This window comes from Vibrio cyclitrophicus (genome assembly GCA_023206055.1).
Classification (GTDB): Bacteria; Pseudomonadota; Gammaproteobacteria; order Enterobacterales; family Vibrionaceae; genus Vibrio; species Vibrio cyclitrophicus_A.
This window is the reverse complement of the sequence record CP065366.1, coordinates 3,281,997-3,295,345: the sequence shown is the minus strand read 5'-3', so window position 1 is coordinate 3,295,345 and position 13,349 is coordinate 3,281,997. Positions and strand designations below refer to the sequence as shown.

At 45.2% G+C, this 13,349-nt stretch carries 24 protein-coding genes and 1 pseudogene; all 25 read left to right on the top strand.

Annotated elements, in window-relative coordinates:
- Window positions 1-14: 14 nt before the first annotated feature.
- The 25 genes and pseudogenes from rplB to ITG09_14555 all read left to right on the top strand — a co-directional run bounded on the left by rplB (window position 15) and on the right by ITG09_14555 (window position 13,267).
- Entirely contained in the window at window positions 15-839 is an 825-nt protein-coding gene (gene rplB / locus ITG09_14675) for a 50S ribosomal protein L2 (GenBank protein ID UPR51894.1), read from the top strand.
- Window positions 840-858: 19 nt separating this feature from the next.
- Entirely contained in the window at window positions 859-1,137 is a 279-nt protein-coding gene (gene rpsS / locus ITG09_14670) for a 30S ribosomal protein S19 (GenBank protein UPR51893.1), read from the top strand.
- A 9-nt stretch (window positions 1,138-1,146) separates the two neighbouring features.
- On the top strand, window positions 1,147-1,479 hold the full coding sequence (gene rplV / locus ITG09_14665) for a 50S ribosomal protein L22 (GenBank protein ID UPR53652.1): 333 nt from the start codon (window positions 1,147-1,149) through the stop codon (window positions 1,477-1,479).
- 18 nt (window positions 1,480-1,497) lie between these two features.
- Window positions 1,498-2,196 carry a 30S ribosomal protein S3 gene (rpsC, locus tag ITG09_14660; GenBank protein UPR51892.1) on the top strand — a complete coding sequence of 233 codons (699 nt, stop codon included), beginning with the start codon at window positions 1,498-1,500 and terminating at the stop codon, window positions 2,194-2,196.
- 11 nt (window positions 2,197-2,207) lie between these two features.
- Complete coding sequence (gene rplP, locus ITG09_14655) at window positions 2,208-2,618, top strand: 50S ribosomal protein L16 (GenBank protein UPR51891.1); 411 nt, start codon at window positions 2,208-2,210, stop codon at window positions 2,616-2,618.
- Window positions 2,618-2,809 (top strand): 50S ribosomal protein L29, encoded by a 192-nt coding sequence (rpmC, locus tag ITG09_14650; protein UPR51890.1) that lies wholly within the window; start codon window positions 2,618-2,620, stop codon window positions 2,807-2,809. The genes rplP and rpmC overlap by 1 nt, the downstream gene beginning before the upstream one ends.
- Window positions 2,809-3,063, top strand: coding sequence for a 30S ribosomal protein S17 (gene rpsQ, locus ITG09_14645; GenBank protein UPR51889.1), 255 nt, complete (start codon window positions 2,809-2,811; stop codon window positions 3,061-3,063). Before rpmC ends, rpsQ begins: the two co-directional genes overlap by 1 nt.
- A 162-nt stretch (window positions 3,064-3,225) precedes the next feature.
- Entirely contained in the window at window positions 3,226-3,597 is a 372-nt protein-coding gene (gene rplN, locus ITG09_14640; protein UPR51888.1) for a 50S ribosomal protein L14, read from the top strand.
- Between the two features lie 11 nt (window positions 3,598-3,608).
- Window positions 3,609-3,926: a 50S ribosomal protein L24 gene (gene rplX / locus ITG09_14635; GenBank protein ID UPR51887.1), complete on the top strand. Its 318-nt coding sequence runs from the start codon at window positions 3,609-3,611 to the stop codon at window positions 3,924-3,926.
- A gap of 24 nt (window positions 3,927-3,950) precedes the next feature.
- A complete protein-coding gene (gene rplE, locus ITG09_14630) occupies window positions 3,951-4,490 on the top strand; it encodes a 50S ribosomal protein L5 (GenBank protein ID UPR51886.1) in 540 nt (179 codons plus the stop codon).
- A gap of 16 nt (window positions 4,491-4,506) precedes the next feature.
- Entirely contained in the window at window positions 4,507-4,812 is a 306-nt protein-coding gene (gene rpsN, locus ITG09_14625) for a 30S ribosomal protein S14 (protein ID UPR51885.1), read from the top strand.
- A gap of 29 nt (window positions 4,813-4,841) precedes the next feature.
- Window positions 4,842-5,234: a 30S ribosomal protein S8 gene (gene rpsH, locus ITG09_14620; protein ID UPR51884.1), complete on the top strand. Its 393-nt coding sequence runs from the start codon at window positions 4,842-4,844 to the stop codon at window positions 5,232-5,234.
- Between the two features lie 10 nt (window positions 5,235-5,244).
- Window positions 5,245-5,778 (top strand): 50S ribosomal protein L6, encoded by a 534-nt coding sequence (gene rplF / locus ITG09_14615; protein UPR51883.1) that lies wholly within the window; start codon window positions 5,245-5,247, stop codon window positions 5,776-5,778.
- Window positions 5,779-5,787: 9 nt separating this feature from the next.
- On the top strand, window positions 5,788-6,141 hold the full coding sequence (gene rplR / locus ITG09_14610) for a 50S ribosomal protein L18 (protein UPR51882.1): 354 nt from the start codon (window positions 5,788-5,790) through the stop codon (window positions 6,139-6,141).
- Window positions 6,142-6,155: 14 nt separating this feature from the next.
- A complete protein-coding gene (gene rpsE, locus ITG09_14605) occupies window positions 6,156-6,656 on the top strand; it encodes a 30S ribosomal protein S5 (protein ID UPR51881.1) in 501 nt (166 codons plus the stop codon).
- 7 nt (window positions 6,657-6,663) lie between these two features.
- Complete coding sequence (rpmD, locus tag ITG09_14600) at window positions 6,664-6,840, top strand: 50S ribosomal protein L30 (GenBank protein UPR51880.1); 177 nt, start codon at window positions 6,664-6,666, stop codon at window positions 6,838-6,840.
- Window positions 6,841-6,845: 5 nt separating this feature from the next.
- Complete coding sequence (gene rplO / locus ITG09_14595; protein ID UPR51879.1) at window positions 6,846-7,280, top strand: 50S ribosomal protein L15; 435 nt, start codon at window positions 6,846-6,848, stop codon at window positions 7,278-7,280.
- Window positions 7,281-7,300: 20 nt separating this feature from the next.
- A complete protein-coding gene (gene secY / locus ITG09_14590; protein ID UPR51878.1) occupies window positions 7,301-8,635 on the top strand; it encodes a preprotein translocase subunit SecY in 1,335 nt (444 codons plus the stop codon).
- A gap of 41 nt (window positions 8,636-8,676) precedes the next feature.
- A complete protein-coding gene (rpmJ, locus tag ITG09_14585; GenBank protein UPR51877.1) occupies window positions 8,677-8,790 on the top strand; it encodes a 50S ribosomal protein L36 in 114 nt (37 codons plus the stop codon).
- A 148-nt stretch (window positions 8,791-8,938) separates the two neighbouring features.
- The gene (gene rpsM, locus ITG09_14580; protein UPR51876.1) at window positions 8,939-9,295 is read left to right on the top strand and encodes a 30S ribosomal protein S13; all 357 of its coding nucleotides are present in this window, start codon (window positions 8,939-8,941) and stop codon (window positions 9,293-9,295) included.
- A 19-nt stretch (window positions 9,296-9,314) separates the two neighbouring features.
- Window positions 9,315-9,704 (top strand): 30S ribosomal protein S11, encoded by a 390-nt coding sequence (gene rpsK, locus ITG09_14575; protein ID UPR51875.1) that lies wholly within the window; start codon window positions 9,315-9,317, stop codon window positions 9,702-9,704.
- A gap of 31 nt (window positions 9,705-9,735) precedes the next feature.
- Entirely contained in the window at window positions 9,736-10,356 is a 621-nt protein-coding gene (rpsD, locus tag ITG09_14570) for a 30S ribosomal protein S4 (GenBank protein UPR51874.1), read from the top strand.
- Window positions 10,357-10,378: 22 nt separating this feature from the next.
- A complete protein-coding gene (rpoA, locus tag ITG09_14565; protein ID UPR51873.1) occupies window positions 10,379-11,371 on the top strand; it encodes a DNA-directed RNA polymerase subunit alpha in 993 nt (330 codons plus the stop codon).
- Between the two features lie 24 nt (window positions 11,372-11,395).
- Entirely contained in the window at window positions 11,396-11,776 is a 381-nt protein-coding gene (rplQ, locus tag ITG09_14560) for a 50S ribosomal protein L17 (protein UPR51872.1), read from the top strand.
- Between the two features lie 315 nt (window positions 11,777-12,091).
- Window positions 12,092-13,267, top strand: a pseudogene (locus tag ITG09_14555) (IS3 family transposase).
- Window positions 13,268-13,349 lie beyond the last annotated feature (82 nt).

The window sequence follows — 13,349 nt, the reverse complement described above, 5'->3', positions numbered from 1 at the left end:
CAGGAGTAGTAAAAATGGCTATTGTTAAATGTAAGCCGACTTCCCCTGGTCGTCGTCACGTCGTTAAAGTTGTTAACGCTGACCTGCACAAGGGTAAGCCATACGCACCACTTTTAGAGAAAAACTCTAAGAACGGTGGTCGTAACAACAACGGTCGTATTACAGTACGTCACATCGGTGGTGGTCATAAACACCATTACCGTCTGATTGACTTCAAACGTACTAAAGATGGCATCCCAGCGAAAGTTGAGCGTCTAGAATACGATCCAAACCGTAGTGCTAACATCGCTCTAGTTCTGTACGCAGACGGTGAGCGTCGTTACATCATTGCACCTAAAGGTGTTAACGCAGGCGACCAGATTCAATCTGGTGTAGATGCTGCAATCAAAGCAGGTAATACTCTGCCGATGCGCAACATCCCAGTAGGTTCTACTGTACACTGTGTTGAACTTAAGCCTGGTAAAGGTGCTCAACTAGCTCGTTCGGCTGGTGCTTATGCTCAAATCATCGCTCGCGATGGTGCATACGTAACTATCCGTCTACGTTCTGGTGAAATGCGCAAAGTTCTTTCTGAAGGTCGTGCAACGATCGGTGAAGTTGGTAACTCTGAGCATATGCTACGTGAACTTGGTAAAGCTGGTGCTTCACGCTGGCGCGGCGTACGTCCAACCGTACGTGGTGTAGTAATGAACCCGGTGGATCACCCACATGGTGGTGGTGAAGGCCGCACATCTGGTGGTCGTCACCCAGTTTCTCCTTGGGGCGTTCCTACTAAGGGCTTCAAGACTCGTAAGAACAAGCGCACTGACAAGTACATCGTACGTCGTCGCACTAAATAATTTATAAAGAGGAATCGCCATGCCACGTTCTCTCAAGAAAGGTCCTTTTATTGACCTACACTTGCTGAAGAAGGTAGAGAAAGCGGTGGAAAGCGGAGACAAAAAGCCTATTAAGACTTGGTCCCGTCGCTCAATGATCATCCCAACAATGATTGGTTTGACCATCGCTGTCCATAATGGTCGTCAGCACGTTCCAGTTTTCGTTACCGAAGAAATGATCGGTCACAAACTGGGCGAATTTGCACCAACTCGTACTTATCGCGGTCATGCTGCAGATAAGAAAGCTAAGAAGAAATAGGAGTAGATGATGGAAGCTTTAGCTAAACATAACTTTGCTCGTATTTCTCCACAGAAAGCTCGCTTAGTTGCAGACCAAATTCGCGGTAAGTCGGTAGACCAAGCTCTAGAAATTCTAACTTTCAGCAACAAAAAAGCTGCTGTATTAGTTAAGAAAGTTCTTGAGTCAGCTATCGCTAACGCGGAACATAACGAAGGTGCAGATATCGACGATCTAAATGTCGCTAAAATCTTCGTAGATGAGGGCCCTATCATGAAGCGTATTATGCCTCGTGCTAAAGGTCGTGCGGATCGTATCTTGAAGCGTTCAAGCCACATCACTATTGTTGTAGCAGATCGCTAAAGACTAGGAGAGTAAGCAATGGGTCAGAAAGTACATCCTAATGGTATTCGTCTTGGCATCGTTAAGCCTTGGAATGCTACATGGTTTGCTAATACCAACGAATTCGCTGACAACCTAGACGGCGACTTCAAGGTACGTCAGTTCCTTACCAAGGAACTACAAAAAGCATCATTATCTCGTATCGTTATCGAGCGTCCAGCTAAGAGCATCCGTGTGACTATTCACACTGCTCGTCCTGGCGTTGTTATCGGTAAGAAAGGTGAAGACGTAGAGAAGCTACGCGCAGCTGTAGCTAAAATCGCAGGTGTACCAGCGCAAATTAACATCGCTGAAGTACGTAAGCCTGAGCTAGATGGTCAGCTTGTAGCTGATAGCATCGCGTCTCAACTAGAGCGTCGTGTTATGTTCCGTCGTGCAATGAAGCGTGCGGTACAAAATGCTATGCGTCTAGGCGCTAAAGGCATCAAAGTACAAGTAGGCGGCCGTCTTGGCGGTGCTGAAATCGCACGTTCTGAGTGGTACCGTGAAGGCCGTGTGCCTCTACACACTCTACGTGCAGACATTGATTACGCAACTTCTTCGGCTCACACCCAATACGGTGTGATCGGCATTAAAGTTTGGATCTTCAAAGGTGAGATTCTAGGCGGTATGCCAGCTGCTAACGCAGTAGAGCCAAAAGGCGATAAGCCTAAGAAGCAGCGTAAAGGCCGTAAGTAAGGAGTCGAACGATGCTACAACCAAAACGTACTAAGTTCCGCAAGGTTATGACTGGTCGTAACCGTGGTCTAGCTAAAGGTACTGAAGTAAGCTTCGGCGAATTCGGTCTTAAAGCTGTTGGCCGTGGTCGTCTGACTGCACGTCAAATCGAAGCGGCACGTCGTGCTATGACACGTCACATTAAGCGTCAAGGTCAAATCTGGATCCGTGTTTTCCCAGACAAACCGATTACTGAAAAGCCTCTTGAAGTTCGTCAAGGTAAAGGTAAAGGTTCAGTTGCGTACTGGGTTGCTCAAATCCAACCAGGCAAAGTTATGTACGAGATGAATGGCGTACCTGAAGAGTTGGCACGTGAAGCGTTCCGCCTAGCGGCACGTAAACTGCCTGTTAAAACTACTTTTGTAACTAAGCAGGTGATGTGATGAAAGCACAAGATCTACGCGAAAAGAACGTTGAAGAGCTTAACGCTGAGCTATTGAATTTGCTACGTGAACAGTTCAACTTGCGCATGCAAGCTGCAACTGGTCAACTTCAGCAAACTCATACTCTAAAAGCTGTACGCCGTGACATCGCACGTGTGAAAACTGTTTTGACTGAAAAGGCAGGCGCATAATGAGCGAAACTAACCGCATCCAGCAAGGCCGTGTAGTAAGTGACAAGATGGACAAGTCTATCGTTGTTGCTATTGAGCGCACTGTAAAACACCCAATTTACGGTAAGTTCATCAAACGCACGACTAAAGTACACGCACACGACGAAGACAACACTTGTGGCCTAGGCGACAAAGTTGAAATCGCTGAGTGTCGTCCTCTGTCTAAGACTAAGTCTTGGACATTGGTTAAAGTTCTAGAAAAAGCGAAGATTTAATCTTTGTAATTCTATAACTTATAAGCGGCTCCAAATAATTTTTTGGAGCCGCTTGTTTTTTGTCTACCCAATTTAAAAAAAGGGTGGTACAATTCGCGTCCCTTTTAAAGAGGCAGCCCGACCCGAGAGGGTCTAGTTTTAATATTTAGCGGAGCACTAACAATGATCCAGATGCAAAGTACACTTGACGCAGCAGATAACTCTGGCGCGCGCAAGGTAATGTGTATTAAGGTTCTGGGTGGCTCTCACCGCCGTTATGCACATATCGGTGACGTCATCAAGGTTACAGTGAAGGAAGCGATTCCTCGCGGTAAAGTAAAGAAAGGTGATGTTCTGAAGGCGGTAGTAGTGCGCACCCGTAAAGGCGTTCGTCGCCCAGACGGTTCTGTCATTCGCTTCGACAGTAATGCTTGTGTATTGTTAAATGACACTACTGAGCAACCAGTCGGCACACGTATCTTTGGTCCTGTGACTCGTGAACTTCGTAACGCGAAATTCATGAAGATTGTATCACTAGCACCTGAAGTTCTGTAAGGAGCGGCAACATGGCAGCTAAAATCCGTCGTAATGACGAAGTAATCATTCTTGCTGGTAAAGATAAAGGCAAGAAAGGTAAAGTAACTAAGGTTCTGACAACTGGTAAAGTTGTTGTTGAAGGCATCAATCTTGTTAAAAAACACCAAAAGCCGGTTCCGGCTCTAGGTCAACAAGGTGGCATCGTTGAACAAGAAGCAGCTATTGATGCTTCTAACGTTGCAGTCTTTAACACGGCTACTGGTAAAGCAGACCGTATCGGTTTCCGTATCGAAGATGGCAAGAAAGTTCGTTTCTTCAAATCTAACGGCGAAACTGTTTCTAACTAATTAGAAGTAATTTGGAGTTCTACTATGGCGAAACTGCATGATTACTACAAGTCGTCTGTAGTCGCTGAGCTTACCAAAGAGTTCAGCTACACAAGCGTCATGCAAGTCCCTAGGATTGAGAAAATCACCCTAAATATGGGCGTTGGTGAAGCAATCAACGATAAGAAACTGCTAGAAAACGCAGCAGCTGATATGGCAACGATCTCTGGTCAAAAGCCACTTATCACTAAAGCGCGTAAATCTGTAGCTGGTTTCAAAATTCGTGAAGGCTACCCAATTGGTTGTAAAGTAACCTTGCGTGGTGAGCGCATGTGGGAATTTTTAGAGCGTTTAATCTCTATCGCACTTCCACGTGTACGTGATTTCCGTGGTGTTAGCGCTAAGTCTTTTGACGGTCGCGGTAACTACAGCATGGGCGTTCGCGAGCAAATCATCTTTCCGGAAATCGACTACGATAAAGTCGATCGCGTCCGCGGTCTTGATATCACTATCACGACTTCTGCGGGTTCCGATGAGGAAGGCCGAGCTCTGCTGGCTGCCTTTAACTTCCCATTCCGTAAGTAAGGGTAGGGTTACTGTTATGGCTAAACAATCAATGAAAGCACGTGAAGCTAAACGTGCAAAACTAGTAGCTAAGTTCGCTGAAAAGCGTTCTGCGCTAAAAGTTATCATTAGCGATGTAAACGCATCTGAAGAAGATCGTTGGAATGCGGTTCTTAAACTGCAATCTCTTCCACGTGATTCAAGTGCATCACGTCAGCGCAACCGTTGCAACCAAACTGGTCGTCCACACGGTTACCTACGTAAATTCGGTCTAAGCCGTATTAAGGTTCGTGAAGCTTGCATGAAAGGCGAGATTCCGGGTCTTCGTAAGGCTAGCTGGTAATTGCCACTTAATCATTTGGAGTAAATCTTATGAGCATGCAAGATCCGATTTCGGATATGCTGACCCGAGTTCGTAACGGTCAGGCAGCAAACAAAGTTGCTGTAAAAATGCCTTCTTCAAAGCTTAAAGTTGCAATTGCTGCATTACTTAAAGCTGAAGGTTACATCGTAGACTTCGCTGTTAACAGCGAAGCAAAACCTGAGCTAGAAGTTACTCTTAAGTACTTCCAAGCTAAACCTGTAATCGAGCAAATCAAGCGTGTATCACGTCCTGGTCTAAGAGTTTATAAAAATAAAGACTCTTTACCTACAGTGATGGGTGGTCTTGGTATTGCAGTTGTTTCTACTTCCAAGGGTCTGATGTCTGACCGTGCTGCTCGTAAAGCAGGTCTTGGCGGTGAAATCATCTGTTACGTAGCTTAAGGAGTAGATTATGTCTCGTGTTGCTAAAGCACCTGTCGCTATTCCAGCTGGCGTAGAGGTGAAACTAAACGGCCAAGAAGTTACTGTAAAAGGTAGCAAAGGTGAGCTTACTCGCGTTCTTAACAGCGCCGTAGTTATTGCACAGGAAGAAACCAACCTAACTTTCGGTCCGAAAGAAGGTGTTACTAACGCATGGGCACAAGCTGGTACAGCTCGCGCTCTAGTTAATAACATGGTTGTGGGTGTTACTGAGGGCTTCACTAAGAAGCTAACTCTTAAAGGTGTTGGTTACCGTGCTGCTATGAAAGGCAACTCTGTAGCTCTAACTCTTGGTTTTTCTCACCCAGTAGAGCACGCTCTACCTGAAGGTATTAAAGCTGAGTGCCCTAGCCAAACTGAGATCATCATTACTGGTTGCGATAAGCAAGTAGTAGGTCAAGTTGCGGCTGACATTCGTTCTTACCGTGCTCCTGAGCCTTACAAAGGCAAAGGTGTTCGTTACGCAGATGAAAATGTGCGTACTAAAGAAGCTAAGAAGAAGTAAGGTATCACTATGGATAAGAAAGCATCTCGCATCCGTCGTGCTACACGTGCACGTCGTAAGATTGCAGAACTTGGTGCAACTCGCCTGGTAGTACATCGTACTCCTCGCCATGTTTACGCACAAGTTATCGCGGCAAACGGCTCTGAGGTTATCGCAGCTGCTTCTACTGTAGAAAAAGCGATCCGTGAGCAAGTTAAGAACACTGGTAACGTTGATGCAGCTAAAGCAGTTGGTAAAGCTGTTGCTGAGCGCGCTCTTGAAAAAGGCGTAGCTTCAGTTGCATTCGATCGTTCTGGTTTCCAATACCACGGTCGAGTAGCGGCGCTAGCAGATTCTGCTCGCGAAGCTGGTCTGAAATTCTAAGGTAGGGTTGGAAGATGGCTAAAGAACAACAACAAGCTAATGATTTGCAAGAAAAGCTGATCGCAGTTAACCGTGTATCTAAGACGGTTAAAGGTGGTCGAATCATGAGCTTCACTGCACTAACAGTAGTTGGTGACGGTAATGGTCGTGTAGGTTTCGGTTACGGCAAAGCTCGTGAAGTACCTGCTGCGATTCAAAAAGCAATGGAAAAAGCGCGTCGTAACATGGTTACTGTTGCGCTTAACGAAGGCACTCTTCACCACCCGGTGAAAGGTCGTCATTCGGGCTCTAAAGTTTACATGCAGCCAGCTGCTGAAGGTACAGGTGTTATTGCCGGTGGTGCAATGCGTGCCGTACTTGAAGTTGCAGGCGTACATAACGTACTTTCTAAAGCATACGGTTCAACGAACCCAATCAACGTTGTTCGCGCAACGATTGGTGCTCTAGTAGACGTTAAGTCACCAGAAATGGTTGCTGCTAAACGTGGTCTAACTGTTGAATCTATTTCGGAGTAAGAACACGATGGCAACTATTAAAGTAACTCAAACTAAAAGCTCAATTGGTCGCCTACCTAAGCACAAAGCGTGTCTTAAAGGTCTAGGTCTTCGTCGCATCAACCATACAGTAGAACTTGAAGATACACCGTGCGTACGCGGTATGATCAACAAGGTTTACTACATGGTTAAGATTGAGGAGTAATCAGAATGCGTTTGAATACTCTATCACCGGCTGCTGGCTCTAAACCTTCTAAGAAGCGTGTAGGTCGTGGTATCGGTTCTGGCCTTGGTAAAACAGGTGGCCGCGGTCACAAAGGTCAAAAGTCACGTTCTGGCGGCTCTGTTCGTCCAGGTTTTGAAGGCGGTCAAATGCCTCTAAAACAACGTCTACCTAAATTCGGTTTCACTTCTCGTAAGAGCCTAGTGTCTGCTGAAGTTCGTCTAGCTGAGCTAGCGAAAGTAACAGGTGACGTAGTTGATCTTAACAGCCTTAAAGCTGCTAACGTTATCACTAAGAACATCGAGTTTGTTAAGATCGTTCTTTCTGGTGACCTAAGCAAAGCTGTGACTGTTAAAGGTCTACGCGTGACTAAAGGCGCTAAAGCTGCAATCGAAGCTGCAGGCGGTAAAATCGAGGAATAATCTCGAGGAACGAGGTACAGATGGCTAAGAAACCAGGAAAAGATTTTCGTAGTGCTCAGAGCGGCTTAAGTGAATTAAAGTCGCGCTTGTTATTCGTAATTGGTGCACTTTTAGTATTCCGAGCCGGCTCTTTTGTGCCGATCCCTGGTATTGACGCAGCTGTACTTGCCGATTTGTTCGATCAGCAAAAAGGTACCATCGTAGAAATGTTTAACATGTTCTCCGGTGGTGCTCTTGAGCGTGCATCTATATTAGCATTGGGTATCATGCCGTACATTTCGGCATCGATCGTAGTCCAATTGCTAACTGTAGTTCATCCAGCGTTAGCGGAACTCAAGAAAGAGGGTGAAGCAGGCCGTCGTAAGATAAGCCAATATACACGCTACGGCACGCTTGTACTTGCAACATTCCAAGCTATTGGTATCGCAACAGGCTTACCAAACATGGTCGACAATCTGGTTGTTATCAACCAAACCATGTTTACGCTTATTGCTACCGTGAGTTTAGTAACTGGTACCATGTTTTTGATGTGGTTAGGTGAACAAATCACTGAGCGAGGAATCGGTAATGGTATTTCCATTCTGATTTTTGCAGGTATTGTTGCTGGATTGCCTTCTGCAATCGGTCAAACAATCGAGCAAGCGCGTCAAGGTGAATTGCATGTGCTTCTTCTGTTGTTTATCGCGGTATTGTCTTTTGCTGTAATTTACTTCGTAGTTTTCATGGAGCGTGGTCAACGTCGTATCGTCGTTAACTATGCAAAGCGTCAACAAGGTCGTAAAGTGTTTGCAGCACAAAGTTCTCACTTGCCACTTAAGATTAATATGGCAGGTGTTATACCAGCGATTTTTGCATCAAGTATTATTTTGTTCCCAGGAACATTAGCGCAATGGTTTGGTCAAAATGGTGAAAGCAGCGCGTTCGGTTGGTTAACTGACGTGTCATTAGCTCTTAGCCCAGGTCAACCTTTGTATGTAATGCTTTATGCAGCAGCTATTATCTTCTTCTGTTTCTTCTATACAGCGTTGGTGTTTAACCCACGTGAAACAGCTGATAACTTGAAGAAGTCTGGTGCATTCGTACCCGGTATCCGCCCAGGTGAGCAGACAGCGAAATATATCGATAAAGTGATGACTAGACTAACCCTTGCGGGCGCTCTATACATTACTTTTATATGTCTGATTCCTGAATTCATGATGGTCGCGTGGAACGTTCGTTTCTACTTCGGCGGCACATCACTACTAATCGTAGTGGTAGTTATCATGGATTTCATGGCACAGGTACAGACTCATCTGATGTCACAACAGTATGATTCTGTGTTAAAGAAAGCGAATCTGAAAGGTTACGGCCGTTAATTCGGTAGTAATTATTTCGATTCCATTTACGGAGTTTAGCAATGAAAGTTCGTGCTTCCGTTAAAAAAATCTGCCGTAACTGTAAAGTTATCAAGCGTAACGGTGTCGTTCGCGTGATTTGCAGTGAGCCAAAGCATAAGCAACGCCAAGGCTAATCAGCAGAAATTTTTACTTGAAATACTAGGTAGAGTCGAGTATATTCCTCGGCCTACCTTTTGCGTGCAAAAGAAGTAGTATGCCGCAGCGTATCCATAACGGGCTTTGCTGCGGATAATTCTTTTATGAACCCCTTAGGAGTGAATAATGGCCCGTATAGCCGGCATTAACATTCCTGATCATAAGCATTCTGTAATTGCACTTACTGCAATCTACGGTATTGGTAAAACTCGCTCTCAAGCTATTCTAGCTGAAGTGGGTATTGCTGAAGATGCTAAGATCAGTGAACTAACTGAAGAGCAGATCGATCAACTGCGTGATGGTGTAGCTAAATACACTGTAGAAGGTGATCTACGTCGTGAAGTATCGATGAACATCAAGCGTCTTATGGACCTTGGCTGTTACCGCGGTCTTCGTCATCGTCGCAGTCTACCACTACGTGGACAGCGTACTAAAACCAACGCTCGTACCCGTAAGGGTCCGCGCAAGCCGATCAAGAAATAGTCGGATAAGGTAGAGTACAATGGCAAAACAACCAACTCGCGCGCGTAAGCGCGTACGCAAGCAAGTAGCTGATGGCGTAGCGCACATTCATGCTTCTTTCAACAACACAATCGTAACTATCACTGACCGTCAAGGCAACGCTCTTGCATGGGCTACAGCAGGTGGTTCAGGTTTCCGTGGTTCTCGTAAATCTACTCCGTTCGCAGCACAAGTTGCAGCTGAGCGTTGTGGTGAAATGGCTAAAGAATATGGCCTAAAGAACTTGGAAGTTATGGTTAAGGGTCCAGGTCCAGGTCGCGAATCTACTGTTCGTGCACTGAACGCTGCTGGTTTCCGTATCACTAACATTGTTGATGCGACACCAATCCCTCATAACGGTTGTCGTCCACCTAAGAAACGTCGCGTTTAAGTTTCGTTTCTAGGAATATTGGAGAAAGATCATGGCAAGATATTTGGGTCCTAAGCTGAAGCTTAGCCGTCGCGAAGGTACTGACTTATTTCTTAAGTCTGGTGTCCGTGCGATCGATACCAAGTGTAAAATTGATAACGCACCAGGTGTACACGGCGCTCGTCGCGGTCGTCTATCTGAGTATGGCGTTCAGCTTCGTGAGAAGCAAAAAGTTCGTCGTATTTACGGCGTTCTAGAAAAACAATTCCGCAACTACTACAAAGAAGCTGCACGTCTTAAAGGCAACACAGGTGCAAACCTGCTTCAGCTTCTTGAAGGTCGTCTTGATAACGTAGTTTACCGTATGGGCTTTGGCGCTACTCGTGCTGAATCTCGTCAACTAGTTAGCCACAAGTCTATTCTAGTTAACGGTAAAGTTGTAAACGTTCCTTCTTTCAAAGTAGCGGCAAACGACGTTGTTTCTATCCGCGAGAAAGCTAAACAGCAATCTCGTATTAAAGCAGCTCTAGAAGTTGCTGAACAACGTGAAAAGCCAACTTGGATTGAAGTAGATGCTGGCAAAATGGAAGGTACATTCAAGCGTATGCCTGAGCGTTCTGACCTATCAGCTGACATCAATGAACACTTGATCGTCGAACTTTACTCTAAGTAAGGTTAAAAAAAGAGAGGACACAATGCAGGGTTCTGTAACAGAATTTCTTAAGCCGCGTCTTGTTGACATTGAACAGATCAATACGACACACGCGAAAGTAACTCTTGAGCCATTAGAGCGCGGTTTCGGCCACACTCTAGGTAATGCTCTTCGCCGCATTCTTCTATCTTCTATGCCGGGTTGTGCCGTAACAGAAGTTGAAATTGAAGGTGTGCTACACGAATACAGCACTAAAGAAGGCGTTCAGGAAGATATCCTGGAAATTCTTTTAAACCTTAAAGGTTTGGCTGTACGCGTTGCTGAAGGCAAAGATGAAGTGTTTATTACACTGAACAAATCAGGCTCAGGCCCTGTTGTTGCAGGTGACATCACCCACGATGGTGATGTAGAGATCGCTAACCCTGAGCACGTAATTTGTCACCTAACGGATGACAACGCTGAGATCGCTATGCGTATCAAAGTAGAACGTGGTCGTGGTTACGTTCCAGCTTCAGCTCGTATCCATACTGAAGAAGATGAGCGTCCTATCGGTCGTCTACTAGTTGACGCTACTTACAGCCCGGTTGATAAAATCGCTTACGCTGTAGAAGCGGCACGTGTAGAACAACGTACTGATTTAGACAAGCTTGTTATCGATATGGAAACGAACGGTACTCTAGAACCTGAGGAAGCAATCCGTCGTGCAGCTACTATTTTAGCTGAACAACTGGATGCGTTCGTAGATCTTCGTGATGTACGTGTACCTGAGGAGAAGGAAGAGAAGCCAGAATTCGATCCTATCCTACTACGTCCTGTAGACGATCTTGAACTAACAGTTCGCTCTGCTAACTGTTTGAAAGCAGAAGCGATTCACTACATCGGTGATCTTGTACAGCGCACTGAGGTTGAGCTACTTAAAACGCCAAACCTTGGTAAGAAATCTCTTACAGAGATTAAAGATGTGCTTGCTTCACGTGGTCTTTCTCTAGGCATGCGTCTAGAAAACTGGCCACCAGCGTCAATCGCTGAAGATTAATCGAAAAGTTAGAAGGATTAGGTCATGCGCCATCGTAAAAGTGGTCGTCAACTCAACCGCAACAGCAGTCATCGCAAAGCGATGTTCAGCAACATGGCTAGCTCTCTTGTTCGTCACGAAGTTATTAAAACTACCGTGCCTAAAGCAAAAGAACTACGTCGCGTAATTGAGCCATTGATTACCCTAGCTAAGACAGACAGTGTTGCTAACCGTCGTCTTGCATTTGCTCGCACTCGTGATAACGAAGTTGTGGCAAAACTATTTAATGAACTAGGCCCGCGCTTCGCGGCTCGCCAAGGTGGTTACACTCGCATTCTTAAATGTGGTTTCCGTACTGGTGATAAAGCTCCAATGGCTTACATTGAGCTTGTAGACCGCCCAGCTGCTGAAGACGCTGCTGAGTAATCTATACTAGATTCTTAATACAAAAGCCGAGCATTAGCTCGGCTTTTTTGTGTCTGTAGAACAAGGAATTGATAATAGAAATTGCACCATGATGTTTGGCATTTTTTGCTTGTATCATCTGCTCTATTTTTCAAAAATATCTCGTATCTCGTATCTCGTATCTCGTATCTCGTATCTCGTATCTCGTATCTCGTATCTCGTATCTCGTATCTCGTATCTCGTATCTCGTATCTCGTATCTCGTATCTCGTATCTCGTATCTCGTATCTGATGTGACCCCATAAAAGTAGACACTTAATACAGAGCATTGAGTGTCATGAAAGTAAAATCACAAAGGCAATATACAGACGAATTTAAACGAGAAGCTGTTCAGCGATCTCTCGATTCTTCTGACACCGTTAAGTCAGTAGCACTATCCTTAGGAATATCGCCGGTGCTACTTTCTAAATGGAGATGCCAAATGACGTCGAAGAAGACTAATAACTCCCTCCCAATACCTAACCACGGTCCCGAAAAATCCGTTGCACAACTGGAGAAAGAGATCCGTCAATTGAAAAAGAAGCTTGAGATGGCAGAGCTGGAGAATGATTTCTTAAAGGAAGCGAAGGCTTTCTTCGACAGCCAAAAAGAATAAGGTTCGAGTATATCCTTAAGAAGGCCAGTGTGAAGTTTCCTGTCATTCGACTATGCAAATGGTTAGGCGTTTCTAAAGCGGGTTATTACAAGTGGCTAACAAGGAAACCATCGAAGCGAGAGACAGACAATGAGTCTTTAAGTCACTACTTGAGGAGAGAAAGCAAAGCTCAGTATTGTATTCCAGGCTATCGAAAGCTTTGGGAAGCAGCAGTCGCTAACGGCTTTATTTGCAATAAGAAGCGAGTACAGAGGCTTCTACAGAATATGGGCTATCGCTCTTGCGCGAGTAAGAGGCGATATGGACGAGCGCCAAGACAAAATGCTCTTATACCAGCCTATAACATTCTTGCCCGTCAATTTAAGGTGGATAAACCCGATCGAGTTTGGGTGTCTGATATAACTCAGGTGCGCTGTACGGATGGCTGGCAATACCTGTGCGTCGTCTTAGATTTGTTTTCACGCAAAGTGATTGGTTGGTCAACAAGTCGCATTAATAACGCAAAGTTAGTGCTAAGAAGCCTGGATAAGGCTTGGGAACCAAAGGCAGCCCTTAGGTCACAAGCTTTTGTTTCACTCCGATCAAGGTATACAGTATCGAGCGTTGGAGACGATCCGTTGGCACCGTAAACGAAAGATTAAAGTCAGTATGTCGAGAAAAGGAAACTGTTGGGATAACGCTTGTTCCGAAAGCTTCTTTGCGCAATATAAGAAAGAGTGGGTGAATAACTTAGATCAGCTTTCACGACAAGAAATGACGATGCAGAGTCGCATTTATATCGATACCTATTATAATCCAGTAAGAAGACATGGGACTCTAGGTGGAGTGAGTCCCATGGACTTTGAACTAATCAACTAAACCCCTGTGTCTACTTTTTAGGGGCCATATCATATCTCGTATCTCGTATCTCGTATCTCGTATCTCGTATCTCGTATCTCAA

Excerpts from the sequence above, each read along its gene's own strand:
- rplB (UPR51894.1), top strand. The coding sequence starts at position 15 with ATGGCTATTGTTAAATGTAAGCCGACTTCCCCTGGTCGTCGTCACGTC.
- rpsS (UPR51893.1), top strand. The coding sequence starts at position 859 with ATGCCACGTTCTCTCAAGAAAGGTCCTTTTATTGACCTACACTTGCTG.
- rplV (UPR53652.1), top strand. The coding sequence starts at position 1,147 with ATGGAAGCTTTAGCTAAACATAACTTTGCTCGTATTTCTCCACAGAAA.
- rpsC (UPR51892.1), top strand. The coding sequence starts at position 1,498 with ATGGGTCAGAAAGTACATCCTAATGGTATTCGTCTTGGCATCGTTAAG.
- rplP (UPR51891.1), top strand. The coding sequence starts at position 2,208 with ATGCTACAACCAAAACGTACTAAGTTCCGCAAGGTTATGACTGGTCGT.
- rpmC (UPR51890.1), top strand. The coding sequence starts at position 2,618 with ATGAAAGCACAAGATCTACGCGAAAAGAACGTTGAAGAGCTTAACGCT.
- rpsQ (UPR51889.1), top strand. The coding sequence starts at position 2,809 with ATGAGCGAAACTAACCGCATCCAGCAAGGCCGTGTAGTAAGTGACAAG.
- rplN (UPR51888.1), top strand. The coding sequence starts at position 3,226 with ATGATCCAGATGCAAAGTACACTTGACGCAGCAGATAACTCTGGCGCG.
- rplX (UPR51887.1), top strand. The coding sequence starts at position 3,609 with ATGGCAGCTAAAATCCGTCGTAATGACGAAGTAATCATTCTTGCTGGT.
- rplE (UPR51886.1), top strand. The coding sequence starts at position 3,951 with ATGGCGAAACTGCATGATTACTACAAGTCGTCTGTAGTCGCTGAGCTT.
- rpsN (UPR51885.1), top strand. The coding sequence starts at position 4,507 with ATGGCTAAACAATCAATGAAAGCACGTGAAGCTAAACGTGCAAAACTA.
- rpsH (UPR51884.1), top strand. The coding sequence starts at position 4,842 with ATGAGCATGCAAGATCCGATTTCGGATATGCTGACCCGAGTTCGTAAC.
- rplF (UPR51883.1), top strand. The coding sequence starts at position 5,245 with ATGTCTCGTGTTGCTAAAGCACCTGTCGCTATTCCAGCTGGCGTAGAG.
- rplR (UPR51882.1), top strand. The coding sequence starts at position 5,788 with ATGGATAAGAAAGCATCTCGCATCCGTCGTGCTACACGTGCACGTCGT.
- rpsE (UPR51881.1), top strand. The coding sequence starts at position 6,156 with ATGGCTAAAGAACAACAACAAGCTAATGATTTGCAAGAAAAGCTGATC.
- rpmD (UPR51880.1), top strand. The coding sequence starts at position 6,664 with ATGGCAACTATTAAAGTAACTCAAACTAAAAGCTCAATTGGTCGCCTA.
- rplO (UPR51879.1), top strand. The coding sequence starts at position 6,846 with ATGCGTTTGAATACTCTATCACCGGCTGCTGGCTCTAAACCTTCTAAG.
- secY (UPR51878.1), top strand. The coding sequence starts at position 7,301 with ATGGCTAAGAAACCAGGAAAAGATTTTCGTAGTGCTCAGAGCGGCTTA.
- rpmJ (UPR51877.1), top strand. The coding sequence starts at position 8,677 with ATGAAAGTTCGTGCTTCCGTTAAAAAAATCTGCCGTAACTGTAAAGTT.
- rpsM (UPR51876.1), top strand. The coding sequence starts at position 8,939 with ATGGCCCGTATAGCCGGCATTAACATTCCTGATCATAAGCATTCTGTA.
- rpsK (UPR51875.1), top strand. The coding sequence starts at position 9,315 with ATGGCAAAACAACCAACTCGCGCGCGTAAGCGCGTACGCAAGCAAGTA.
- rpsD (UPR51874.1), top strand. The coding sequence starts at position 9,736 with ATGGCAAGATATTTGGGTCCTAAGCTGAAGCTTAGCCGTCGCGAAGGT.
- rpoA (UPR51873.1), top strand. The coding sequence starts at position 10,379 with ATGCAGGGTTCTGTAACAGAATTTCTTAAGCCGCGTCTTGTTGACATT.
- rplQ (UPR51872.1), top strand. The coding sequence starts at position 11,396 with ATGCGCCATCGTAAAAGTGGTCGTCAACTCAACCGCAACAGCAGTCAT.